The organism is Micromonospora sp. LOL_023, from assembly GCF_048060115.1.
GTDB lineage: Bacteria > Actinomycetota > Actinomycetes > Mycobacteriales > Micromonosporaceae > Micromonospora_E.
Window position 1 is genome coordinate 1 of the sequence record NZ_JBHMIM010000082.1, and the last position, 21936, is coordinate 21936.

At 70.9% G+C, this 21936-nt stretch carries 19 protein-coding genes and 1 pseudogene; 7 read left to right on the forward strand and 13 right to left on the reverse strand.

Annotated elements, in window-relative coordinates:
* Positions 1 to 31 precede the first annotated feature (31 nt).
* Both ACFHVL_RS28465 and ACFHVL_RS28470 read right to left on the reverse strand, forming a co-directional pair.
* The gene (locus ACFHVL_RS28465; RefSeq protein ID WP_416631573.1) at positions 32 to 931 is read right to left on the reverse strand and encodes an alpha-lytic protease prodomain-containing protein; all 900 of its coding nucleotides are present in this window, start codon (positions 929 to 931) and stop codon (positions 32 to 34) included.
* Positions 932 to 1076: 145 nt separating this feature from the next.
* Complete coding sequence (locus ACFHVL_RS28470) at positions 1077 to 1511, reverse strand: pyridoxal-phosphate dependent enzyme (RefSeq protein WP_416631574.1); 435 nt, start codon at positions 1509 to 1511, stop codon at positions 1077 to 1079.
* 31 nt (positions 1512 to 1542) lie between these two features.
* On the opposite strand from ACFHVL_RS28470, the gene ACFHVL_RS28475 reads away from it, so the two are divergent.
* Positions 1543 to 2586 (forward strand): pectinesterase family protein, encoded by a 1044-nt coding sequence (locus tag ACFHVL_RS28475; RefSeq protein WP_416631575.1) that lies wholly within the window; start codon positions 1543 to 1545, stop codon positions 2584 to 2586.
* Between the two features lie 18 nt (positions 2587 to 2604).
* Here ACFHVL_RS28475 and ACFHVL_RS28480 read toward each other — a convergent pair whose 3' ends face one another.
* The gene (locus ACFHVL_RS28480; RefSeq protein ID WP_416631577.1) at positions 2605 to 3459 is read right to left on the reverse strand and encodes an alpha/beta fold hydrolase; all 855 of its coding nucleotides are present in this window, start codon (positions 3457 to 3459) and stop codon (positions 2605 to 2607) included.
* 141 nt (positions 3460 to 3600) lie between these two features.
* The gene (locus ACFHVL_RS28485; RefSeq protein ID WP_416631578.1) at positions 3601 to 3774 is read right to left on the reverse strand and encodes a winged helix-turn-helix domain-containing protein; all 174 of its coding nucleotides are present in this window, start codon (positions 3772 to 3774) and stop codon (positions 3601 to 3603) included.
* Between the two features lie 188 nt (positions 3775 to 3962).
* Here ACFHVL_RS28485 and ACFHVL_RS28490 point away from each other — a divergent pair, with 188 nt between their 5' ends.
* The 4 genes from ACFHVL_RS28490 to ACFHVL_RS28505 are packed head-to-tail and all read left to right on the forward strand — an operon-like array spanning position 3963 to position 8336.
* A complete protein-coding gene (locus ACFHVL_RS28490; RefSeq protein WP_416631579.1) occupies positions 3963 to 4913 on the forward strand; it encodes a MurR/RpiR family transcriptional regulator in 951 nt (316 codons plus the stop codon).
* A gap of 12 nt (positions 4914 to 4925) precedes the next feature.
* Complete coding sequence (gene ngcE, locus ACFHVL_RS28495; RefSeq protein ID WP_416631580.1) at positions 4926 to 6374, forward strand: N-acetylglucosamine/diacetylchitobiose ABC transporter substrate-binding protein; 1449 nt, start codon at positions 4926 to 4928, stop codon at positions 6372 to 6374.
* A gap of 37 nt (positions 6375 to 6411) precedes the next feature.
* The gene (locus ACFHVL_RS28500; protein ID WP_416631581.1) at positions 6412 to 7353 is read left to right on the forward strand and encodes a carbohydrate ABC transporter permease; all 942 of its coding nucleotides are present in this window, start codon (positions 6412 to 6414) and stop codon (positions 7351 to 7353) included.
* An 11-nt stretch (positions 7354 to 7364) separates the two neighbouring features.
* Entirely contained in the window at positions 7365 to 8336 is a 972-nt protein-coding gene (locus ACFHVL_RS28505; protein WP_416631583.1) for a carbohydrate ABC transporter permease, read from the forward strand.
* A gap of 58 nt (positions 8337 to 8394) precedes the next feature.
* On the opposite strand, the gene ACFHVL_RS28510 is transcribed toward ACFHVL_RS28505, so the two are convergent.
* The 5 genes from ACFHVL_RS28510 to ACFHVL_RS28530 are packed head-to-tail and all read right to left on the reverse strand — an operon-like array spanning position 8395 to position 15385.
* On the reverse strand, positions 8395 to 10164 hold the full coding sequence (locus ACFHVL_RS28510; RefSeq protein WP_416631585.1) for an ABC transporter ATP-binding protein: 1770 nt from the start codon (positions 10162 to 10164) through the stop codon (positions 8395 to 8397).
* The gene (locus ACFHVL_RS28515; protein ID WP_416631586.1) at positions 10161 to 12017 is read right to left on the reverse strand and encodes an ABC transporter ATP-binding protein; all 1857 of its coding nucleotides are present in this window, start codon (positions 12015 to 12017) and stop codon (positions 10161 to 10163) included. The genes ACFHVL_RS28510 and ACFHVL_RS28515 overlap by 4 nt, the downstream gene beginning before the upstream one ends.
* Positions 12014 to 12922: a glycosyltransferase gene (locus tag ACFHVL_RS28520; protein ID WP_416631587.1), complete on the reverse strand. Its 909-nt coding sequence runs from the start codon at positions 12920 to 12922 to the stop codon at positions 12014 to 12016. The genes ACFHVL_RS28515 and ACFHVL_RS28520 overlap by 4 nt, the downstream gene beginning before the upstream one ends.
* A complete protein-coding gene (locus tag ACFHVL_RS28525) occupies positions 12819 to 14072 on the reverse strand; it encodes a pyridoxal-dependent decarboxylase (protein WP_416631588.1) in 1254 nt (417 codons plus the stop codon). Before ACFHVL_RS28525 ends, ACFHVL_RS28520 begins: the two co-directional genes overlap by 104 nt.
* A complete protein-coding gene (locus ACFHVL_RS28530; protein ID WP_416631589.1) occupies positions 14069 to 15385 on the reverse strand; it encodes a glycosyltransferase in 1317 nt (438 codons plus the stop codon). The genes ACFHVL_RS28525 and ACFHVL_RS28530 overlap by 4 nt, the downstream gene beginning before the upstream one ends.
* A gap of 338 nt (positions 15386 to 15723) precedes the next feature.
* Here ACFHVL_RS28530 and ACFHVL_RS28535 point away from each other — a divergent pair, with 338 nt between their 5' ends.
* Both ACFHVL_RS28535 and ACFHVL_RS28540 read left to right on the forward strand, forming a co-directional pair.
* Positions 15724 to 17445, forward strand: coding sequence for a bifunctional 3'-5' exonuclease/DNA polymerase (locus tag ACFHVL_RS28535; protein ID WP_416631593.1), 1722 nt, complete (start codon positions 15724 to 15726; stop codon positions 17443 to 17445).
* 187 nt (positions 17446 to 17632) lie between these two features.
* Positions 17633 to 18226, forward strand: coding sequence for a nucleotidyltransferase family protein (locus ACFHVL_RS28540; RefSeq protein ID WP_416631594.1), 594 nt, complete (start codon positions 17633 to 17635; stop codon positions 18224 to 18226).
* A 10-nt stretch (positions 18227 to 18236) separates the two neighbouring features.
* On the opposite strand, the gene ACFHVL_RS28545 is transcribed toward ACFHVL_RS28540, so the two are convergent.
* From ACFHVL_RS28545 to ACFHVL_RS28560, 4 genes and pseudogenes are all read right to left on the reverse strand, one after another.
* Positions 18237 to 19043: a metal-dependent hydrolase gene (locus tag ACFHVL_RS28545; protein WP_416631590.1), complete on the reverse strand. Its 807-nt coding sequence runs from the start codon at positions 19041 to 19043 to the stop codon at positions 18237 to 18239.
* A 125-nt stretch (positions 19044 to 19168) separates the two neighbouring features.
* Positions 19169 to 19936 carry a TIGR03089 family protein gene (locus ACFHVL_RS28550; RefSeq protein ID WP_416631591.1) on the reverse strand — a complete coding sequence of 256 codons (768 nt, stop codon included), beginning with the start codon at positions 19934 to 19936 and terminating at the stop codon, positions 19169 to 19171.
* A gap of 59 nt (positions 19937 to 19995) precedes the next feature.
* A pseudogene (locus ACFHVL_RS28555) lies at positions 19996 to 20889 on the reverse strand (serine/threonine-protein kinase); the annotation flags it as partial.
* A gap of 141 nt (positions 20890 to 21030) precedes the next feature.
* Positions 21031 to 21936: glycosyltransferase family 4 protein (locus tag ACFHVL_RS28560; RefSeq protein ID WP_416631592.1), on the reverse strand; the 906-nt coding region annotated here is incomplete at its 5' end.

Below are 21936 nucleotides of genomic sequence, written 5' to 3' on the forward strand. Positions count from 1 at the left end.
TTCGCCGTCTACCGCATCTAACAAACCGTGATCAAATCAGGCATAGAGGAACAACGCCGGGGCCGTGGGTCCTGACCCACGCATAGTCGTTGGTGGGAAACGACCAGTCAGCCCAGCGACCCATCTCCCACCACCCGTCAAGGGTATAGACCGAGGCCGAACTCCCCTTGCAGTGCCCTGCGGTGACGAAACCACCGGACACGGCGAACCCCACCGAGCACCCCTTGCCATCAATGAACACGTCCGCATTCCGGAACGCTTCCCCACCCCGGAGATCGGCCATGAGCTGCGGACGTTGGGTGCTGGTCACCACCTGCACCATCTCGTCACGGACACCGGCTTTGGCGCTGAACGCCCGGCCGGCGGGGGTCTGCCCTACCTCGACGGTAATGACAACCCGGTTGGTGGGCAGGTCGACATGCCAGCCGAACACCGAGCGAGGTGTGGCTTTGGCGTGGCGGTCCAACTCGGTCTTGGCCGCGTCGAGTTCCCCCTCGCTGTACTCGACTGTCCGCGGGATGGCTCCGGCCGCCCGGACCGCCGGTTTGGCGCGGCTGGTCGTGACTCCGATGTTCAGTGTGCCGTCGTCGGACAGCCAGGCTCCGCCGAAGCCCTCACCCAGTGTCGTGCGTAGTGACTGCTCGACACCGGGCGCCACGGCCTCCCGTGCACGCCGGGCACGGACCTGGTCGGCGTCGAGATGCAGATCGCGTTGCATCGCCGCCGCGACAGCGGCCGGTAGCGGGGATGGCGTGGGCACGGATGGCGCTGCCAGCGCGGTGAGCGGTGGGCTCATCGGCGCCGCAGGTGTCGCCGCGACCGCGGGGAGTGCCTGCGCCGCGGTCAGGACGGCAACGGTGGTGAGCACGCTCGCTGTGCGCGTGCCCATGCCCCGACGTCGCCGGGCGTGCAGGGGTGGTCCGTTGGCCATGGCCAACCTCCTTGAGATGTGACGGGGCACGCGCAGGCTCGACCAGAAGGCGGCGCGTCGTGCGCGAGGGGGGGTGCCAGTAGCCTCATCCACGCCAGTCGTTTCTGCAAGCGTCTATCCGTTAGACGACACATGCCCCAAAGGATCACAAACTCCACATAAGACCTTGTCGTACCAACGCCCCAGACCGCCGATCCGAAGGCGTACACCGGGAGCGCGCCGGTGTCCTCTCCCGCCACCGTTCGCTGACGGCCAGCGCCTCGCTGTACGTGTCGCCCTCGATCACCAGGTCCGCGCCGTACCCCCGGATCTGGGTGATCTTCGCCGGCGAGGAGACCGTCGGTACGTGGATGCGGGCGGGTACGCCGAGGGAGTGGGCGGCGTACCCGCCCGCGGCGCCAAGGTTGCCACCGGCGGCCGCGACCACGCCCACGTCGGGGGATCTCGCGCAGCAGGAGATCGGCGAACGCGCCGCGCGCCATGAACGATCCGGAGTGCATGCGGAAGCCGAAGTGCAGGAACGGCGGTGATGCGCCGACCGAACACATTGACGTGCGGCGTTGAGCGTCCTACGTTGCACTTCACGGAAAGCGCTTTCCCATGGAGGTGTGATGCGACGGCGAGTCGTGCTGGCGGCCGGTGTGGCGGCGATCGGTGCCCTGACGGGCCCGCAGCCGGCGGTCGCGTCGACCCGGCGGCGGATCGTGGTCGCCGCCGACGGTCGAGGCGACGTGACGAACGTCCAGGCGGCGGTCGACGCGGTCCCGGCCGGCAACGCCGAGCCGTTCCACATCGATGTCCGGCCCGGTGCCTACCACGGTCAGGTGATCGTCCCGGCGGACAAGCCGCACATCGTCATGCGGGGCCTCGGGCGCCGTCCCGGCGACGTCGTGGTCACCGACGACCGGGCCAACGGCACGCCGAAGCCGGGCGGCGGGACCTGGGGCACCTCGGGCAGCGCCTCGGTCACTCTGGACGGTGCCGACTTCACGGCGGAGAACCTGACGCTGAGCAACTCCTTCGACGAGGCCGCCCATCCGGAGATCACCGCCCGGCAGGCCGTCGCGGTCCTCACCCGCGCCGACCGGATCGCCTTCCGGGGCGTGCGGTTCGTCGGCAACCAGGACACGCTGTACGTCAACAGTCGGTCCTCCACCACCGTCGCCCGGGTGGCGCTGGAGGACTGCTACGTCGAAGGCGACGTCGACTTCATCTTCGGTCGGGCCACCGCCGCCTTCACCCGGTGCCACATCCACTCGCTCGACCGGGGTTCGGACAGCAACAACGGATACGTGACCGCCGCGAGCACTTCGATCAGCAACCCGTACGGTCTGCTCTTCGACCGGTGCCGGTTCACCGGCGACGCCGCGCCCGGCACGGTGTTTCTCGGCCGGCCCTGGCACCCCAGCAACGATCCGGACGCGATCGGGCAGACGATCATCCGCGACAGCGTGCTCGATGCGCATATCAAGGCCGCGCCGTGGACCGACTTCGGCACCTGGCCGTGGCGGGAGGCGCGCTACTTCGAGTACCGCAACCGTGGCCCCGGTGCCGGGGTGAACGACGACCGCCCGCAGTTGACCCGGGAGCAGGCCGGCGCTTTCACGCCCGCCGGGTATCTCGCCGGGGCGGACGGCTGGCGACCGTTCTGCTGACCAGGACCGGGGCGCGGATCAGTCGGCGAGGAAGTCGTCGACGTGGCGGACCAATTCGGCCCAGGCGGGTTCGGCACCGGTGAGCAGGTGGTTGGGGCTGTCGAGCAGCACCAGTTGGCTGTCGTTGATCAGCGAGGCGAGTTCCCGCGCGTCGGTGGCGGGGACTCGGGTGTCGCCCCGGGAGTGCAGGATCAGCGTGGGGCAGCGGACCTGCCGGGCCAGCGGGAAGACGTCTATGGTCGCGATCATCTGGAAGAAGCGGACCATGTTCTCCGGGGACGTCGTCCGTCGGGTGAAGGCGATGTACGCGTCCCACTCCTCGGCGGTGGCGTTGGGCAGGAATTGGGCGGCGTACGCGCGCAGGAAGCCCGGGTCGCCGGACTGCCATGCGACCTTCGCCAGGTCCAGGTCCACCCCGGCCACCCTGCGGTCCAGTTCGGTGCGGGCACGGACCTGACGCCCTTGGGCGTGGCTGCTGATCAGGATCGCCCGGCTGACCCGGTGCGGGCGCATCGCCGCGTAGGCGATGGCGGTGGCGGCGGCCTGGGCGGTGCCGATGACCGGGAAGGTGTCGTATCCGGCGGCGTCGGCGACGGTGTCGAGGTCCTCGACCCACACCTGCGGTGACGCCGACGGCGGGCACCAGTCGGACAGCCCGCAGCCTCGTTCGTCGTATCGCAGCCCCCGCCGGCTGTCGCGCATCAGGTCCCGGTACCAGTGGGTCCACATGGGATGTCTGCGGTCGAGGCCGAGGTGGGTCAACCAGTTGGCGGTTGAGACCAGCGGCGGACCGGATCCGGTGACGGTGTAGGCGAGGCGGGTTCCGTCTGCGGTCTGGCAGAACCTGACGGCGTCGTAGTTGCTCGGTGTCACGGACGGGGCGATGGGGGCCACGAACTGGTAGCCGCGCCGGTTGATGGTGTGGATGACCTCTTGGTCGCCAGTGTCGCGGACCGCGTGGCGGGCGGCGCGCAGGGCGGCGGCGAGGGTGGACTCGGTGACATCGCGTCCGGGTCAGACCGCATCGAGCAGCTCCTGCTTGGGGACCATCCGGTCCCGGTGTTCGGCGAGGTGGCACAGCATCTCGACGGCTCGCGGCTCGATGGGGACTTGCCGGCCACGGTGGTATAGCTGCCTGCGTTCGAGATCGAGCTCGTAGTGGCCGAACCGGAGTTGTGCGTGTGCCACAAGCGGGAGCATAGCGAGCACCGGTGTCGCCGCCCCCGCCTACGTGTGGGGTGCGTCGGCGGCCGCCGTGCGGGTCGGTCCGGCCGGTAACGGTTTGAAAACTTCGCCCACGGTCTTGACACGGAGGGGGTGTTAGTAAGAACTTTTACCACTAACAGTTAACACTCTTTCCCGAAAGGTTGGCGCGGATGACCGGGCACGAGGTGCAGAGCCCCGCAGGGACCGCGGTGGCCGACGCCCCAGGTCCGGCTGATTCGGTGCTGGCCCGGATCCGACTGACCGACTTCACCGGAGCCCTGCGGCGGGTCGCCGACCAGGTGCTCGCCGACCCGGCCGGGGCGGCCCGCGCCACCATCGTGGAGCTTGCCGAACGCAGCGGTACCTCACCTGCCACGGTCACCCGGTTCTGCCGGGCGCTGGGCTTCGACGGCTACGCCGACCTGCGGCTCGGCATTGCCTCCGAGACCGGCCGGGCCCGTGCCGCCGGCTGGACCGTCGACATCGGCCGGGAGATCCAGCCCGGTGATCCGCTCGACCGGGTGCTCGGCCAGATCATGGCCGCCGACACCCAGGCGATGAACGACACCGCCGCCCTGCTGGACCTGTCGCAGGTCGACAAGGCCGCCAACGCGGTCGCCGCCGCCAGCCGGGTCAACATCTTCGGCGCCAGCGGCAGCGCCCTGGTCGGCGAGGAGATGCAGTTCAGCCTGCACCGCATCGGCGTACCGGCGTGGGCCTGGACCGACCTGCACAACGGGCTGGCCAGTGCGGCCCTGATGGGTGCCGGCGATGTGGCGTTGGGCATCTCGCACACCGGCCAGACCCGCGAAACCATCGAGATGGTGGCTGAGGCGGGCAGCCACGGCGCCATCACGGTCGCGTTGACCAGCTTCCCGCGCTCCACCCTGGCCGACCTCGCCGATATCGTCCTGCTCACCGCCACCCAGGCGACGACCTTCCGGCCGGACGCCCTGTCCGCCCGGCACCCGCAACTCGTCGTACTCGACCTGCTCTACGTCGCCGTCGCCCAACGGACCCACGACCGGGCCAATGCGGCCTTTCGCCGGACCGCCCGCGCCGTCGACGGGCACAAAGCCGTTGACCGGATCACGAACCGCCCCGCCGAAACCCCCAGCTGAGGAGCACAGATCATGTCCCTTTTCCCGGATTCCGCCCGGATCCCGTCCGCCGTCGTCGGTGCGTCGGTCCGTCGCCGGACCCTGCTGCGCCGGGCGGCCGCCGCCGGACTGCTGGCCGGCCCGGCGGCCGGCCTGCTCTCGGCCTGCGCCGGCAGTACGCCGGGCAGCGACACCGAGAGCGGCACGAAGAGCGCGGACAACCCGTTCGGTGTCGCCGGTGACAGCAGTGTCGACGTCGTTGTGTTCAACGGCGGCCTCGGTGACGAGTACCCGGAGTTCGACAAGACGCTGTTCGTGGCCAAGCACGACGGCGTCACCGTCAACCTCAGCTCCACCCAGAAGATCAAGACCGAGCAGCAGCCGAAGTTCTCCACCACCCCGGCCGACCTGATCAACAACTCGGGCGCCGACCTGATGGCGATCGACACCCTGATCAACGAGGGTGCGCTGACCGAGCTGACCCCGCTGCTGGACGCGCCGAGCTGGGACGACCCGGACGTCAAGGTCCGCGACACGCTGCTGCCGGGCACCGTCGACGACGGTACGTTCGACGGCGAGTTCTTCCAGCTCAACTACGCGTACACGGTCTTCGGTCTCTGGCTCGACCAGGCGTTGTTCGACCGTAACGGGTGGGCGGTGCCGACCAGCTTCGACGAGTTCTTCACCCTGGCCCCGAAGATCAAGGCCGCCGGTGTGGCGCCGTTCGCGTTCGCCGGCAAGTACCCGTACTACATGCGTTGGCCGATCATGACCTGGATCTGGTTGGCCGGTGGCCGTCAGGCCGTCGTCGACATCGACAACCTGAAGGAAGGCGCCTGGCAGACCGATGCGGTCACCGCGGCGATGAGCAGCGTGGAGAAGATGGTCGCCGACGGCTACACGCTGACCGGCAGCGACACGCTGACCCACACCGAGTCGCAGCAGGCCTGGTTGGACGGCAAGGCGGCGTTCCTGCCCTGCGGCACCTGGCTGGAGAACGAGATGCGGTCCACCATCCCGACCGGGTTCCAGATGAAGATCGCCCCGGTGTGGAGCGTCGGCGCCGACGACGCCGCCCCGTACGGCACCGTGCAGGCCGGCTCCGGCGAAGGCTGGATCGTGCCGAAGAAGGCCGCCAACGCCCCCGGCGGGATGGAGTTCCTGCGCGCGATGCTCTCCAAGGAGGGTGCCGGCAAGTTCGCCGAGCTGACCAGCTCGCTCGCCTCGGTCAAGGGTTCCGGCGACAACGTGACCACCTCCACCGCGCTGACGTCGGCGAACGAGATGATGACCAACGCACCCGGCGACCTGGTGTCGTTCCGGCACCCCGACTGGTACGCCGACATCGACAAGGCGGAGCAGAACGCGATCGGTGAGCTGATGGCCGGCCGGATGACCGCCGCGCAGTTCCAGGCGGCCATGCAGGAGGCGGCGGACACGGTCGCGGCTGACGACGCGGTCAACAAGTTCACCCGGTCCTGATCCCGGCGACCGGGCCCAACGAAGGAAGCGACAGGTCATGCGGCACGGGAAGGCCCGGTTCGTCACCGGATTTCTGGCACTGCCGGTAGCGCTGTACGTGTTCTACGTCATCTGGCCGTACGCGCAGGCGGTCGGCTACTCGATGACCAACTGGGGTGGCTACTCCGACACCCAGGAGTTCGTCGGGCTGGCCAACTACGTGCGGCTGTTCGGCGACGAGCTGATCCGTACCGCGTTCTGGCACAACGTGTTCTTCCTGGTCACCCTGCCGCTGTTCACCATCGGGCTGGCCCTGTTCCTGGCGTTCCTGCTCAATGTGGGCGGGCGTGGGGACAGGGCCGGCGTCCGGGGGGTGCGTGGGTCCGGCACGTACAAGATTATCTTCTTCTTCCCGCAGGTGCTGTCCCTGGTGCTGGTCGCCATCATGTGGGGTGCCATCTACCGGGGTGACAGCCAGGGACTACTCAACGGCATCCTGATCAGGATCGGTCTGGTCGACGCGGAGGCGCCGCTGAAGTTCGTCTCCGACCCGACCCCGTTCCTCGGCGTACCGGCGGTGCTCTGGTGGCTGCTGCTGATCGCCGTCTGGGGCGGTGTCGGCTTCTACATGGTGCTCTTCTCCGCCGCCATGCAGTCGATCCCCAAGGACATCTTCGAAGCCGCGATGCTCGACGGCGCCAGCCGGATCGCCAGCTTCCTGCGGATCACCCTGCCGCTGCTGCGCGACAGCATCTCGGTGGCCTGGGTCTACCTCGGCTTCATCGCCCTGGACATGTACGCCCTGGTCTTCGTGATGACCCCCAACCAGGGCGGCCCCGACCACGCCAGCGAGGTCTTCGCCTCGGTCATCAACTTCACCGCATTCAGCAAAGGCCAGTTCGGGTACGCCTGCGCCATCGGCGTCTCCCTGGCCATCTTCACGCTGCTGCTCGCCGCCGTGCAGCTGCGGATCACCCGCCGCGAGCGGATCGAATACTAGGGAGGGCCGCGATGAGCACCGTCACCAATCCACCGACCGGCGCGGCCACCCCGCCACCACCGGAGGTCACCGGCGGTCGGCGTACCGCCCGGCCGTTGCCGCCCCGACGACGGCCCGGCGCCGTATCCGACTCGTTCTTCAACGGCTTCTCGCACCTGTTCCTGCTGGTGTGGGGCGCCATGGTGGTCCTGCCACTGCTCTGGGTGGTCATGTCGTCGTTCAAGGACGACGCGCAGATCATCCGCGACCCGTTGTCGCTGATCCCGGACCGGCTGCACTGGGAGAACTTCACCCGCGCCTGGGTCGACGGCGGCATCGGCGACTTCTTCCTCAACACCCTCGTCATCGTCGGCGGCGGCGTGTTCCTCACCATGCTGCTCGGCTCGATGGCGGCGTACGTGCTGGCCCGCTACGAGTTCCCCGGCAACCGGGTCATCTACTACATGTTCCTGTCCGGGCTGACCCTGCCGGTGTTCATGGCCGCGGTGCCGCTGTACAAGGGCGTCTACAACACCGGGGTCGTCCTGCCGCTGCTCGGCCCGAACAGCCACGTCATGCTGATCCTCGTCTACACGGCCTGGTCGTTGGCGTTCACCGTCTTCTTCATGCACTCGTTCTTCAAGACGCTGCCGGACACTGTTGCCGAAGCGGCGATGGTCGACGGTGCCTCGCACTCCACCCTGTTCTTCCGGATCATGCTGCCGATGTCCCGGCCCGGCCTGATCAGCATCGGCATCTTCAACGTGATCGGCCAGTGGAACCAGTGGTACCTGCCGTACCTGCTGATGCAGCCCAGCGGCGGCGAGGCCAGGAACCAGGTCATCGCCCAGGGCCTGATCGACCTGTCGGTCAACCAGGGCTACAAGTCCGACTGGTCCGGGCTGTTCGCCGGTGTGACGATGGCGATGCTGCCGGTGCTGATCGTCTACATCATCTTCCAGCGGCAGGTGCAGTCCGGGCTCACCGGCAGCGTCAGCAAGTAGCGAGCCACCGGCAGCACCGTCGCGGGCGGGCGACGGGGCTTCCCGGCAAGGGCGACCCTCACCCGTACGCCCGTGCCTGCGCGGTGTACATCTCGGCGTAGTGCCCGTCGGCGGCCAGCAGCGCGTCATGATCACCCGACTCGACGACCCTGCCTTCGTGCAGGACGACGATCAGATCGGCTGCCCGGACCGTCGAGAACCGGTGCGAGATGAAGACCGTGACGGCGCCGGCCGCCGTCGCGGTGCGTTTCGCTGCGGCCATGAACCGTTCGAACAGCAGGTGCTCCGCGTGCGGGTCCAGCGCGGCGCTCGGCTCGTCGAGCACCAGCAGCAGCGGGGACGGTCGCATGAACGCCCGGCCCAGCGCCAGCTTCTGCCACTGCCCACCGGACAGCTCGACCCCGCGCTGGTAAGAGGTGCCCAACGCGGTGTCCAGCCCGGCGGGTAGCCGCGCAACGAGGGCGGTGGCGTCCGCGCGGTCCAGCGCGGCCCGCACCGCGTCGTCGTCGACCATCCTGGGTACGTCGCCCAGCCCGACCACCTGACGTACCGGCAGCTCGAAGCGGACGAAATCCTGGAAGCCGACAGCCAGCCGTTCCCGCCACCGCACCGCCGGGAACTCCCGCTGATCGACGCCGTCGATCAGAACCCGGCCCTCAGTCGGCTCGTACAGCCCGCACAACACGTTGACGAAGGTCGACTTTCCGGCACCGTTGTCGCCGATCACCGCGACCGTCGCGCCGGCCGGCAGGGTCACGCTGACCTCGTCGAGCGCCGCGCGGGTGCTGCCCGGCCGACGCAGGCCGACCCGGTCGAAGGTGATGCCCCGCTGCAGCCGCTGCGGCACCCGACGGGTGGCGGGTTCCGGCGGGCTCACCTCGCCGTGCAACTCGTCCACGTGCCGGTAGGCGCTGGCGATCCGATGCAGATTCCGGGTCAGCGCCACCGCCGTGGTGACCTGGTGGTTGACCTGCACGGCCAGCGCCACCACCAGCACCACCGAGGCGACCCCAGCTGCGCCGGAGACCGCCTGCGCCACAGCGACCAGGACGGCACCGCAGTACGCCAGCGCGAACGCCGCCTGGCCTGCCGCACGGATCAGGCCGGCGCGCAGCTGACCGGCCCACAGCTCGTCGGTCGCGCCGGACCACAGTGCCCGGTGGCGGTCGCGCAGCTGCCCGCCCAACCCGAAGATCCGCAGCTCGCCGGCGTGCTGAACCGAGGTGGCGAGGCCGAACAGGTTGCGCGCCCGACGGGTCGCCTCAGCCGATCTGGTCCGGGCCCGGTCCAGCAGCCGCTCGGCGGTGCCAGCGGCCAGCAACGGCGCCGCGACCGTGAGCGGGAACAACAGCAGCAGCGGACTGACCGAGGTGAGCAGCACGACCGTGCCGATCATGGCGACGGCCAGCCCGCCGAGGCTGAGCACCGCGCCGAGGCCGGTGTGGAACTGCCGAACCTCCCGGTGCAGCACGGTGAACCGGTCGGCGAGGTCGGACCGCTCGTGGTGGGACAACCCGATCGAGCCGTTGGACAGAGCGGCGAGCCGCTGGTCGAATTCGACCTCGGCGAGCTCTGCCAGTTCGAAGTACGCCACGTGGCTGAAGTGCGCGCAGACCAGCGCCGCAACGGCCAGCACCGCTGCCACCGCGCCGGCCACGGCAGCCGTCGTCGGACGTCCGGCCACCACCTGCTGGGTCAGGTACGCCAGGGTGAGCGCGATCAACGGGTTGGCCACCGCGCCGAGCAGTGTCAGCCCGGCGGCGACCAACGTCCGGCTGCGGCTGGCCCGCCAGGCCCCCGCGAGCATCCGGCCGGCCGCGCGGATCACGTCGACACCTCGGCGAACCGGGCCGCCTGGCGGCGGAACATCTGGGCGTACCGGCCGTCGTGCGCCATCAGTTGCGCGTGGTCACCCTGCTCGACCACCCGGCCCTGATCGAGTACGACGATGTGGTCGGCGTGCCGTACGGTGGCGAACCGGTGCGACACCAGCAGGGTCGTCGACCCGCGTACCAGCTGCATGAACTCCTCGTAGAACCGGGCCTCGGCCCAGACGTCCAGGCTCGCGGTCGGCTCGTCGAGCACCAGGACCGGCGCTCCGCGCCGCAGCGCGAACAACGCGCGGGCCAGCGCGATCCGCTGCCACTGCCCGCCGGACAGCTCGGTGCCGCCGGTGACGTGGCGGGCCAGCGGGGTGTCCAGCCCGTCGGGCAGCCGGTCGAGGTCGGTGGCGATCCCGGCGGCCCGGGCGGCGGCCCGGATTCCCGCCCGGTCGTCGAGCGAGTGGACGTCGCCGAAGCCGATGTTGTCGGCCGCCGACGCCTCGTACCGGGCGAAGTTCTGAAAGGTCACCGTCAGGTTGCGCCGCCAGGCGTCGACCGGAAAGCTGGCGATGTCGCGGCCGTCGAGGCGCACCGCGCCGCTGTCGGGCTCGTAGAGTCGGGCCAGCAGCTTGACCACCGTGGACTTTCCGGCCCCGTTGACCCCGACGATAGCGGTGCACCGCCCGGCGGCCAGGGTGAGGTCTAGACGGTCGACAACGGGCCGCTCTGCACCGGGGTAGCGGAACGTGACCGCGTCGAACTGGATGGCGTGCTGCGGTGCCGGCACCGGCACCTCGGCGGTCGCCACGCCCGCCGGTGCGGCGGGTCGCCGGTGCGGTGCCGCGCCGGCTCGGGCGGTCTCGGCTAGGAACCGGTCGACAGCGTCGCGCGCCCGCATGCCGACCGTGACCTGCAGATCGGTCTCCGGATAGAACTCACCGAGCCGCACCGCCGCCAGGGTTGCCTGTGTGACCAGGAAGAACGCCGTCAGGGTGAGACTGCCGGGGGCCAGTAGGCCAACCGTGCCCAGCACGGTTGCGGTTGCCACCACCCCGATCGCCGTCACCAGGTAGAACGGTCGCAGGTAGGCAGCCCGCCGGGCGGCCCACACCGGGGTCAGCCATGCCCGGTAGGCGGCGTCCAGCTCGTCGCGCAGCCACCGGATCAGCCCGAACACCCGAATCTCCTTGCCCGCGCCCGGCTCGATGGCCAGACGTCTGAGGTAGTCGACCCGTTGTTCGGCGCCGGCCAACGCGGTACGCGCCTCGGCGTAGCGGCGTAGACCGTGCCGCTGGGCCCGGCGGAACAGCAGCACCGCGGCGGCGAGCAGCGGCCCGGCCCACCAGACCAGCAGTACGGCCACCACCAGGCAGTAGCCGAGCCATTCGATGACCCGGGAGGTCAGCACCAGCACCCCGACGGCTGCCTGCCCGGGGCTGCGTACCCCTTCTTCGAGCTCCCGGACCGCGGTCCGCAGCGACTCGGTGACCCGGTGGTCGGTCAGCGGCACCAGGTCGTCGGTGGCGAGGGCTCCGGCCATCAGGTCGTCGAGCAGGCCGCCGTCGATTCGGCGGGCGGCCAGCTCACCGACCGCGACCTGCGCCGGGATGAGTAGCTCCCGCAGCAGCAGCGCGCCTGCCGCCGCCGCGAAGGTGGTGGCCAGTTGGCGCTGCGCCGCGGTGGTCCAGCCGCCAGCGAGGAGGTCCGGAACGGTGCCGAGCAGACTGCTGCTGGCAACCACGAACACCACCGGCAGCACACCGATCAGCAGGCTCAGCCCGACGAGCACGGTCACCGGCCCGGCCCCGGCACCGGGTACGAGCGCGAGGGCCCGCGCCAGGACCCATCGTCTGGTCACGACCGGGCCGCCAGGACGTCGGCGCAGCGGGGCAGGTCGAGGAACGCGGCGACCTCGTTGAGGTTGAACGGGTTGACGGTGGGGATGGCCGGGAGCAGCCGGATCGTCGGGGTGTCGTACTTGTCGGCGATGTAGCAGTAGTTCGGCACCAGGGTCGCCATGTGGTCGGCGAAGGCCTTGTCATGCGGGTAGTGCAGCGCGGTGGCCGCCCGGTTGACCTCGAAGCGCGCACCTGCCAGCTGCAGCCGGATGCCAAGGTCGACGTCCTCGCCGCCCCAGCTGCGGAACGCCTCGTCGAAGGCGCCCACCGCGCGGAGCTGTGCGGTACGCGCCGAGACGTTGCAGGTCCAGAACACCGTCCACGGGGCCGGCAGAGTCGACAGGTCGTCGTCGTACCGGCGGTAGAAGTCGTCGCGCATGTCCGGCCAGCGGCCGTCGGCCGCGAGCGTCGCGATGGCGGCGTCCGCGTCGTGCGGATCGACCATCGAGGTGATCACCTCGGCGTCCTCGTTGTCGAGGTTGAACCCGTACACGTAGCCGATGACGGCCCGTGGCTGCTGGTCGGCGCGGTGGCTGTCCAAATGGGCACGCAGACAGCCGGAGTGTGGCAGCACCCCGGAGTCGAGCAGGACGCACACGTCGTTGCGGGCGTGCGCGATGCCGAGGTTGCGGGCCGCGGCCACCCGGTACCCCTCGTCGGGCTGGTGCAGCCCTTTGATGTCGAGCCGGCCACGGTAGGCGTCGAGCACCGCTGCGGTGTCGTCGGTCGATCCGTCGTCGACGACGAGGACCTCGAACCGGTCAGCCGGCAGGTCCTGAGCCGTCAACGCCTCCAGGGTGTAGCTCAGCAGCCGCGATCGGTTGTAGGTCGGGACCACCACACTGCAGGTCGTCGGTCGTGACATGGCCGGGTCGTCCTTTCCTGGCCGCGGCGGCGTGCACCGCGGCGACGAACTGGTCGATCCGGGCGTGCGTCACGCCCGGGGTGCAGACGATGTGGCTCAGCCCGCCGATGCGGGGCAGATGCCACTGGTTGAGTACTGCCTGCGGTGGGCACCGCAGGACCACGGTCATCGCGTACCGGTGGCTGCGCCACGCCGGCCAGCCGATGTGGCTGAGGCGCTGTTCGGCGTACTCCGCGACGGACCGGCTACGTTGCGCCTGCGCGCGGAGCCCGGCCAGACCTCGCCGGCGCAGCTGGTACCACAGCAGCAACGTGGCGTGACCGTTGCGGGAGCTGCTCATCGTGTCCGGCGCTCCGCAGATCAACTGGTCGTCGACGGCGGCGGCGCGGTTTCCGGTACAGGAGAGCAGGACCCCGCAGGGGAACGGTGTGCCGAAGAACTTGTGGCCGCTGATCGACAGGCTGTCCGAGCCGTCGGCGCCGAGCCCGAAGTCCGGTCGGCTCTCGGCGGTGAGGGCCAACGGCACGCCGGCCAGCGCGGCGTCGGAGTGGACGTACCGACCGGCGACGCCGGCCTCGCGCAGCACGGCCCGGATCCGCGGCACCTGGTCGACGGCTTCGCTCAACGTGGTGCCGATCGTCGCCACCACGGCGGCGGGCAGCTCAGGGTCGGCCGTGCAGCGCCGGTACAGTTCGTCGTAGTCGAGCTCGCCCGACGGCTGTGCCGGCACCGCCACCGCTGGCATCCGGAGCAGTTCCGCGGCCCGCCGGACACTGGGGTGCGCGGCGGTGGAGTGGTAGACCCGAGCCTGCGGTAGCCGCTGCCGGGCCAGCCACAGTCCGGCCAGCACGCCGTCGCTGCCACCTGCGGTGACGTAGCCCCAGCACTGCCGCGGCGGCGCGCCGAACAGGTCGGCGAGTTCGTCGACCAGTTCGCGTTCGAGGTCCTTGGTGTGCCAGGGGAACACTGGGTCCACCGCCGGGTCGCCGTAGTTGTTCAGCTCGTATGACAGGAACGGGACCAGCTCCTCGGGCAGCGGCGTCGACCAGCCGGGGAAGCCGAGCTTGCGCTGCTCGGCCCGGGCCAGCCGGTCGAGCCGGGTGCCGAGCGCGGCAGTGAGCCGGTCATCGAGTACGGGGGCAGCGCTCACTGCTGCTTCCCGGCCGACGGGGAGCCGTCCACGACGGCGGCGATCGCGCTCAACGGGTCGAACTGACGGAACTCGTCGCGTATGGCCAGCGCGGCCCGGCGGAACCGATGGTCCGCGAGGACAGTCCGTACGGCCGCCTGGACGGCCTCGGGTGCCGGCCGTCCCGTTCGCAGGTCCACCCCGACCCCGGACCATGCGACCCGCGCTGCGACGTCGGGCTTGTCCTCGGTGTCGCCGGCGACCACGAGCGGCACCCCGTTGTGCAGTGCGGTGTGGACGCCACCGTAGCCGCCGTTGGTGACGAGGACGTCGGCGTACGGCAGCAGCCGGTCGAACGGGACGTAGCCTTCGATCCTGGCGTTCGCCGGTGGCTGCGGCACCAGCCGGCGGAGATCGTCGGGGCCGTCCGACCGGGCGGTCGCCACGACCAGCAGGACGTCGAGGTCGGCGAGGCCGTGCATGGTCGGTTCGATCAGCTCCGACAGGTCGTCGTTGGCGAGCGTGCCCTGAGTGACGACGACGACGGGGCGCCCGGACTTGAGCTCGGGCCACCAGGCCGGTGTCCGGTACGTCGTGGTCGACGGCTGGGGCAGTGCCCCGATGCACCGGAACGACTCCGGGGCGTCGGATCGGGGGTACTCGAAACTTGGCGAGGTCAGCTGCAGGTAGTGGTCGGGTCGGGTGATGACACTGTCGAAAATGAACTCGGGCAGGGTGGCGCCGACTGTGGCGAAGGACTTTTCCAGATACTGCTGCGTCTGTGCGTAGACGGACCGGATCTCGGCGTTGAGTGCCCGGCTGCGGGCGGTCCGCCCGGTGGTGTCCGACAGTGGCTGCTCGCCCGTGGTGAACGGTGGCGCGTCGTCGCTGAGCAGCATCGGTGGCAGTACGCCGAGCGCGATGGTGGTCGGCCGGTCGGCGTCCTGCGGGCGCAGCGGGAAGGCCAGCGCGCCGAGGAAGACCGTGTCGTGCAGAATGACGGTGGCGGGGAACTCGGCGAGAATCTGCAGGAGCTGACGGTACTGCGGTTCGATGGCGTCGGCGAACACCTGGGTCCAGAAGAACTCGTGCAGTGGCGGGCCGGGCGTCACGTCGGCGAACGCGGGGAACTCGGCGGTCATCGCCCGGTCGTCGAAGTCGGCGCTCGGGTCGAGCGCCACGAAATGCATGCCGGCGCTCGTGACGCGGTCGGCGAACCGCGATCCGGTCAGAAACAGCACCTCGTGTCCACGGGCTGCCAGATCGGCAGCAATTGTGTAAAGTGGACCGAAGTGGCCGTGGAACGGGGTCGCGGCCACGATGACCTGCGTCATGGGGTTCCTTCGAGTGCTTTTCGTGCTGCGATCTCGGCGAGTGTGCGATCTCGGCGAGTGTGCGATGTCGGCTGGTGATCCCGATCCCACCTGCCTGGCTGCAATCGGGTCCCGGGCAGGTGATCTTGGCGAAGCTGGCGCAAACGGTATGAGCCGCGCCTGTCTGGGGTAAACGGTTGGTTGCTGTGATCAACATGACGGAGCGGTCGCCTATGGGAGCGCTTCCATGGGTTGTCGTCCACCGCTAAGATCCGCCGGCCCGTTCGACGGCTGCCACTACCGTGCTCCGCCGACCACCTGCCGCTGTCGGACCAGCAGGTGAGAATGGTGCAGTGCTGATGGCGGTGACAGCGGTGGCGGACGGGGGCGGCGCACTGCGGCGCCTACGCCCCGACGGCACGCCCGCCGGCCGCACCGACGTCGTACCGGACCTCACCGCCCGCATGGCGGAGCTGGCCGGCCGACCACGCCCGACCGACCCGGCCGCAGCCGATCGCGGTCCGGCGCCACCACGGATGCTGTGGGCTGCCACCGGTGCGATCTACCCGGCGCTGCTACGCGCCCGCGTGCGGGTCGAGCGGTGTCACGACGTCGAGCTGACCGAGGCGCTGCTACTCGGCTACGACGGACGCTGGGGCGAGCCGCGGTCGCTCGCCGCCGCGTACGCCCGGCTCACCGGCGCGCCGGTACCACCCGACCCGCCCGCGCCCAGCGCGGCGCCACCCGGGCACGGCCAGACCGCGCTGTTCGACGACGTGCCGACCTCGGCGACCGTGGCCGACCCGCTCGGCACCCTCGCCACCGTCTACGCCGACCAGCAGCGCCGCATCGCGGGCACTGAGCGCCCCGGCCGGTTCCGGCTGCTGGTCGCCGCCGAATCGGCCGGCGCGCTGGCCGCGGCCGAGATGGGCGCCGCCGGCCTGCCGTGGCGCGCCGATGTGCACGACGCGCTGCTGACCGAGCTGCTCGGCCCGCCGTCGCCGGTCGGTGGGCAGCCTCGCCGGCTGGGCGAGCTGTCCGCGCGGATCGCCGCCGCGTTCGGCGTACGGCAGTTGCACGCCGACTCGCCGGCCGAGGTGCTGCGCGCCTTCGCCCGCGCCGGGATCAGCGTGCCGAACACCCGGGCCTGGGTGCTGCGTGGTGTGGACCATCCGGCGGTGCCACTGCTGCTGGAGTACAAGGAACTGCACCGGATCTGGACGGCGCACGGCTGGACGTGGCGCGACGCGTGGGTGCGGGACGGCCGGTTCCGGCCCGAGTACGTCGCCGGTGGTGTGGTCTCGGGCCGTTGGGCCACCCGGGGCGGCGGGGCGCTGCAGATCCCCAAGGTGATCCGCCGGGCGGCCGTCGCCGACCCCGGCTGGTGCTTCGTCGTCGCCGACGCCGCCCAGTTGGAGCCCCGGGTGCTCGCCGCGATGTCCGGCGACCGCCGGCTGGCCGCCGCCGCTGCGGCCGGCGACCTGTACGCCGCGCTGGCCCGCGACGCGTTCGGCGGTGACCGGGACCGGGCCAAGGTCGCCCTGCTCGGTGCCATGTACGGGCAGACCGGCGGGGCGGCCGTGCCGGCGCTCGCCGTGCTGCGCCGCAACTACCCGGTCGCCTTCGAGTACGTCGAGTCCGCCGCCCGCACCGGCGAGGCCGGCGGGCTGGTCCGCTCCTGGCTGGGCCGCACCTGCCCGCCGGCCGGCACGGCCCACCTGGCCGGGCCGGCGGCGGCGCTCGGTGAGCCCGGCATCGATCCGTTGCCGCCGGAGCCGCCCGGTGCCGGCGCGCGGGCCCGGGGCAGGTTCACCCGCAACTTCGTCATCCAGGCCACCGCCGCCGAGTGGGCGTTGATCCTGCTGGCCACCGTCCGGCAGGCGCTCGCGGGCACCGACGCCGAGCTGGTCTTCTTCCAGCATGACGAGGTGGTGGTGCACTGCCCCGCGGCGCAGGCCGACGAGGTGACCGCCGCGTTGCGTCGCTGTGCCGAGCAGGCCACGGCGACGTTGTTCGACGCCACCCCGGTGCGGGTGCCGTTGGACGCCTCGACGGTGGCCTGCTACGCCGACGCAGGCTGAGGACGCCGCGCCGGCGGGCACTGGGCGAGTCCCGACCGGCGGCTGGCGACACCTGATCCGCAGCTGATCGTTGGGACCGTTGTGCGTTCCATTGGACCGGCGGCGGCGGGCTCGCCGGTGCCGGTTCGCCCGGCATGACCGGCCGGGCAGCGTTGCGGGGGTGGCTCAGCTGAGTCGGATCGCGGGGATGATCATTGCGGCTGGCGGGGGTCGGCGGATCGGTGGGCCGGAGGCCCTGCTGTACCGCGGCGACCAGCTGCTGGTCGAGCGGGCGCTGCACATCGTGCGGGAGACCGGCTGCGATCCGGTCGTGGTGGTGCTCGGCGCCTCCGCCGGCCTGGTGCGCGACACCGCCGACCTGAGCGGTGCCACGGTCGTGGTCAACCGGGCGTGGGGGACCGGGCTGGGCTCGTCGCTGCGGGTCGGTCTGGACGCCCTCAAGGGCGTCGACGCCGAGGCGGTGGTGGTGTTTCCGGTGAACATGCCGGGGATCACCGTCGACGCGGTGCGTCGGGTGGCGGCGTTGCCGTACCCGGAGGTGCTGATCTGCGCGACGTACGCCGGGATGCGCAGCTACCCGATGGTGTTCGGGCGCCGGCACTGGTCGGCCATCGCGATCCTGGCCAACGCCGACGGCGGTGCCCGTCCGTACCTGCTCGCGCACAAGAGCGAGGTGGTCGACATCTCCTGCGACGGGGTCGCCGAAGGCGGTCAGGTGGACACCCTGGAGTCGGTCGAGGCCTGGGGTCTCGCGGTGCCGGTGCAGCGCACCCCGGCGTGACAGCGTCGGGTCAGCTATTGGCGAAGTACCGGGTCACGGCCGGGATCGCCAGCCCGATGATGGCCAGTACCGAGATCACCGTGAGCACGCTGCGTACCACGACGACTTCGAACTTGCTGCCGGCCCGCAGTGAGAAGCGGTCCGGGGGGCCGATCATCCGCCACATCCGCCGGCCGGTCGGGATCGGCCACAGAATCGGTACGCCGGCCCGGGTGACCAGGTCGCCGAGGATGTGTACGAAGCAGCCGACGCCGACGGCGAAGCCGAGCATCGGATAGCCACGGTCGCCGGGCAGGTGCAGGTAGGTGAAGTACGCCGCGCCGGCCGACACCAGGGTGACGATCACCCAGCCGGCGCGCTTGGCCCACTCGTCGAACAGTCCACGCAACGCGAGCCCGATCATGAAGAACAGGATGCCGATCACCGCCCACTTGCCGTACGCGGCGCACAGCGCGGTGGTGCCCCAGCCGACCAGCGCTGTGAACGGGATCGTGTGGGTGAGCGTCCGGTGTCCGTTGTTGCGGTGCGGGTCCTTGCTGAGTTTGGTGGCGTGATAGACGCCGAGCGAGATCTTTTCGACGACCTCGGCGACGAACAGCGACACCACCCCGAAGGTGCGGGCGACGGTGGCGCCGCCCCGGTTGCGGGTGACCTTGCCGGACAGGTCCAGGTCCGGGAAAAGGGCGCCGCCGGCGCAGACGGCGGTGCCGACCGCGATCATCAGCGGCGTCTGCTCGTAGCCGGCGAACTGGTCTAGCGCCCAACAACCGGCCAGCCACGCGGTGGCACCGGAGAGGGCGTGCGACGGACCCATCATGGTCGAGTATCCTCCAAGGTCATCTTCTCAGCGGAGGTCACTCTGTCAGACGCGGTCGCGGCTCCGATCATCGCACCCACCACTATGGCCGAGGCGGGAAGCCGTCAAATGTCTATAGTGCTTGGTCAGAGTACCCGGGTGACACCTTCGGTCGCGACGCGGACGTCGAGCAGATCCGGGTTCATGTTGACGCACAGCACCACCGACGCGCCGACCGCGAGCGGCGCGAGTAGCCAGAACAGCGGATGCTCGTGCTGGCCGGCGTCGATCAGCACCCGGTCACCGGCGGTGATGTCCTGCTGCTCGGCGATGCCCAGCGCCACCGTGCCCAACTCGGCGTAGCTGGTGCCGTCGTCGCCGGCCGGGTCGCCGGGGCGGACCAGCGCGTACGCCGGGACCCGGCCGCCGTGGCGGGTCGCCTCGGTGAGGAATGTGCGGTAGCCGTCGGGCGCCGGGCGGCCCGGGGCGGCCTTCGGGCCCACGTCGAGCACGAAGCGGTGCCGGGCGACCGGCACGTCCTCCAACCAGTCGTCGACCCGGCCCCGGGCCGCGAAGACGGCGTCCAGCGGCTCGTCCGTGCCGGGACCGAGCACCGGCAGCCCGGCGGTGGCGGCCAGCCGGATCGACACGGACACCCCGATCGACCAGGCGCCGAGCAGCACCGCCGCGGTCTGCCAGTGTGGCGGCAGCAGCACCGCCGCGCGATCGCCGGCACCCAGCCCGCAGCCGTCGTGCAGCAGTGCCGCCGTCCGGGCCGCCCACGCACCGAGAGCCAGCGTGGACAGCTCGGTCCGCTCCCCGGTGGCGTCGTCGAAGCAGGTCAGCAGCGGTGGACCGGGGTCGCCCGGCAGGACGCCCGGGTCCGGTGCGCTGGCGACAGCGGAAGCGTCCATTACAGACTCCACGGTGCGTGTCGGGACAGTCGCTGCCGACCCTACCGGGTCAAGGTCCCAGGAACCCGTAACCGCGACGCTACGTCGCGCAGTCGTGGCCAGGTCGACGCCGGCGACCGGTCCGAACCGCTGCCGGCCACCCGACGCAGCAACCGGTCCGTCTCGTCGGTGTCGATCCGCCGCCGCGGATCGCGGCGTAGCAGGCCGGCCAGGACCGGGCGCAACGGGCCGGCCCGGGTGGCCGGGTCCGGCGGCGCGGTGGCCAGTGCGATCAGCGTCGCCATCGGGGTGGACCGGGCGTACGGGGAGTGACCCTGCACGGCGGCGTACATCGTCGCGCCGAGTGACCACAGGTCGGCGGCCACGCTCGACACGCTGTCGCGGGCCCGTTCCGGGGCGATGTACTGGGGCGAGCCCATCACCATGCCGGTCCGGGTGATCGCCCCGTCGCCGTCGAGGGTGGCGAGTCCGAAGTCGGTCAGCACCACCCGGCCGTCCACACCGATCAGCACGTTGTGCGGCTTCACGTCCCGATGCAGCACGCCGCAGCCGTGCGCGGTCCGCAGCGCGGCCAGCACCCGTCGGCCGATCGCCGCGACGCGGACCGGCGGCAGCGGGCCGTCCTCGGCGACGACCTGATGCAGCGAACGGGACCGGACGTACTCCATCACGATCAGCGGAGCGCCCCCGGCGTGGCGGACGTCGTAGATGCGTACCACGTTGGGGTGGTTGAGCCGGGCGGCGCTGCGCGCCTCACGCAGCGTTCGTTGCCGCAGGACGTCGCGTTCGGCGTCGGTCATCCAGTCCGGTGGCAGCACCTCCTTGACCGCGACGTCACGGTGCAGGACCTCGTCGCGGGCCAGCCAGACCCGCCCCATCCCGCCGCTACCGACCGGGCGAATCAGCCGGTAGCGGTCCGCGATCAGATCCGGTCGCACGATCCGGTCTCCCATCGTCAGCCCGCGATTGCATACAGTAATCGCAGGGCTGGTGATGGGATATCAGCTGGAGAACCGGCGATCTCCCGCCGTTTCGCTCGGGCCCTCGGCCTAACAGCCGATGAGGCGGGGTCCGGTGGCGCTGCCGCGTCCTCGCTACGAGGCGGCACCGGCGGTCGCGAGCAGGTTCCCCTCCGGTACGACGATCTTCTGTACGCCACCGGACAGCTGGGCCGCCGCCCGTCGGGTGTTGAAGCTCGGCGCCTCCCGGACCGCCGTGGCGTACGTCGCCGCGGTCTGCGCCGCGATCGTCGACCAGCCGTAGCGCCGGGTCACCAGCTGCCGGGCCGAGCGGGCCACCCGCCGGGCGAACACCTCGTCGGACAGCAGCGCGTGCACCGCCTGGGCCAGCCCGTGGGCGTCCTGCGGCCGGAACGTCGTGCCGGTGACCCCCGGCTCGACGATCTCAGCGAGCCCACCGGTCGCCGACACCGCCAGCGGAGCGCCAGCCGCCGCCGCCTCCAGGGCGACCATGCCGAACGGCTCGTAGAGACTCGGCACCACGGTCGCGTCGGTCGCCCCCAGCAACGCCGGCAACTGCGACTCGGTCATGAACCCGGCGAAGTCGATCAGGTCGGCGACGCCGAGGCGCTCGGCCTGAGCCTGCAGCTCACCCCGGTACGGACCGTCGCCGGCGATGACCACCCGCAGCCCGGCGTGCCGCTGACGCAGCCACGGCAGGGCGGCGATCAGGTGCTGGACGCCCTTCTCGTAGACCAGCCGTCCGGCGAAGCCGATCAGCGGGCCGTCGGCGGCGTACCGCTGACGGGCCGCCGCGACCGCCCGCGCCGACGAACGCCACCTCCGGTCGTCCACCCCGTTTGCGATCACGTCCACCCGGGCCGCCGGCAGCTCCAGCAGGTGGCTGACCTCCCGCCGCATGTGATCCGAGCAGGTGATCACCCGACACGACTCGTGGCCGAGCCAGTGCTCGATGGAGTGGATGGACTTGTTCATCTCTTCGGGGAGCCAGCCCTGGTGGCGGCCGGCCTCGGTGGCGTG

Bases quoted from the DNA above. Each gene is read 5' to 3' on its own strand.
- ACFHVL_RS28465 (WP_416631573.1), bottom strand. From the start codon at position 931: ATGGCCAACGGACCACCCCTGCACGCCCGGCGACGTCGGGGCATGGGC.
- ACFHVL_RS28475 (WP_416631575.1), top strand. From the start codon at position 1,543: ATGCGACGGCGAGTCGTGCTGGCGGCCGGTGTGGCGGCGATCGGTGCC.
- ACFHVL_RS28490 (WP_416631579.1), top strand. From the start codon at position 3,963: ATGACCGGGCACGAGGTGCAGAGCCCCGCAGGGACCGCGGTGGCCGAC.
- ngcE (WP_416631580.1), top strand. From the start codon at position 4,926: ATGTCCCTTTTCCCGGATTCCGCCCGGATCCCGTCCGCCGTCGTCGGT.
- ACFHVL_RS28500 (WP_416631581.1), top strand. From the start codon at position 6,412: ATGCGGCACGGGAAGGCCCGGTTCGTCACCGGATTTCTGGCACTGCCG.
- ACFHVL_RS28505 (WP_416631583.1), top strand. From the start codon at position 7,365: ATGAGCACCGTCACCAATCCACCGACCGGCGCGGCCACCCCGCCACCA.
- ACFHVL_RS28520 (WP_416631587.1), bottom strand. From the start codon at position 12,922: ATGTCACGACCGACGACCTGCAGTGTGGTGGTCCCGACCTACAACCGA.
- ACFHVL_RS28530 (WP_416631589.1), bottom strand. From the start codon at position 15,385: ATGACGCAGGTCATCGTGGCCGCGACCCCGTTCCACGGCCACTTCGGT.
- ACFHVL_RS28535 (WP_416631593.1), top strand. From the start codon at position 15,724: ATGGCGGTGACAGCGGTGGCGGACGGGGGCGGCGCACTGCGGCGCCTA.
- ACFHVL_RS28540 (WP_416631594.1), top strand. From the start codon at position 17,633: ATGATCATTGCGGCTGGCGGGGGTCGGCGGATCGGTGGGCCGGAGGCC.
- ACFHVL_RS28545 (WP_416631590.1), bottom strand. From the start codon at position 19,043: ATGATGGGTCCGTCGCACGCCCTCTCCGGTGCCACCGCGTGGCTGGCC.
- ACFHVL_RS28550 (WP_416631591.1), bottom strand. From the start codon at position 19,936: ATGGACGCTTCCGCTGTCGCCAGCGCACCGGACCCGGGCGTCCTGCCG.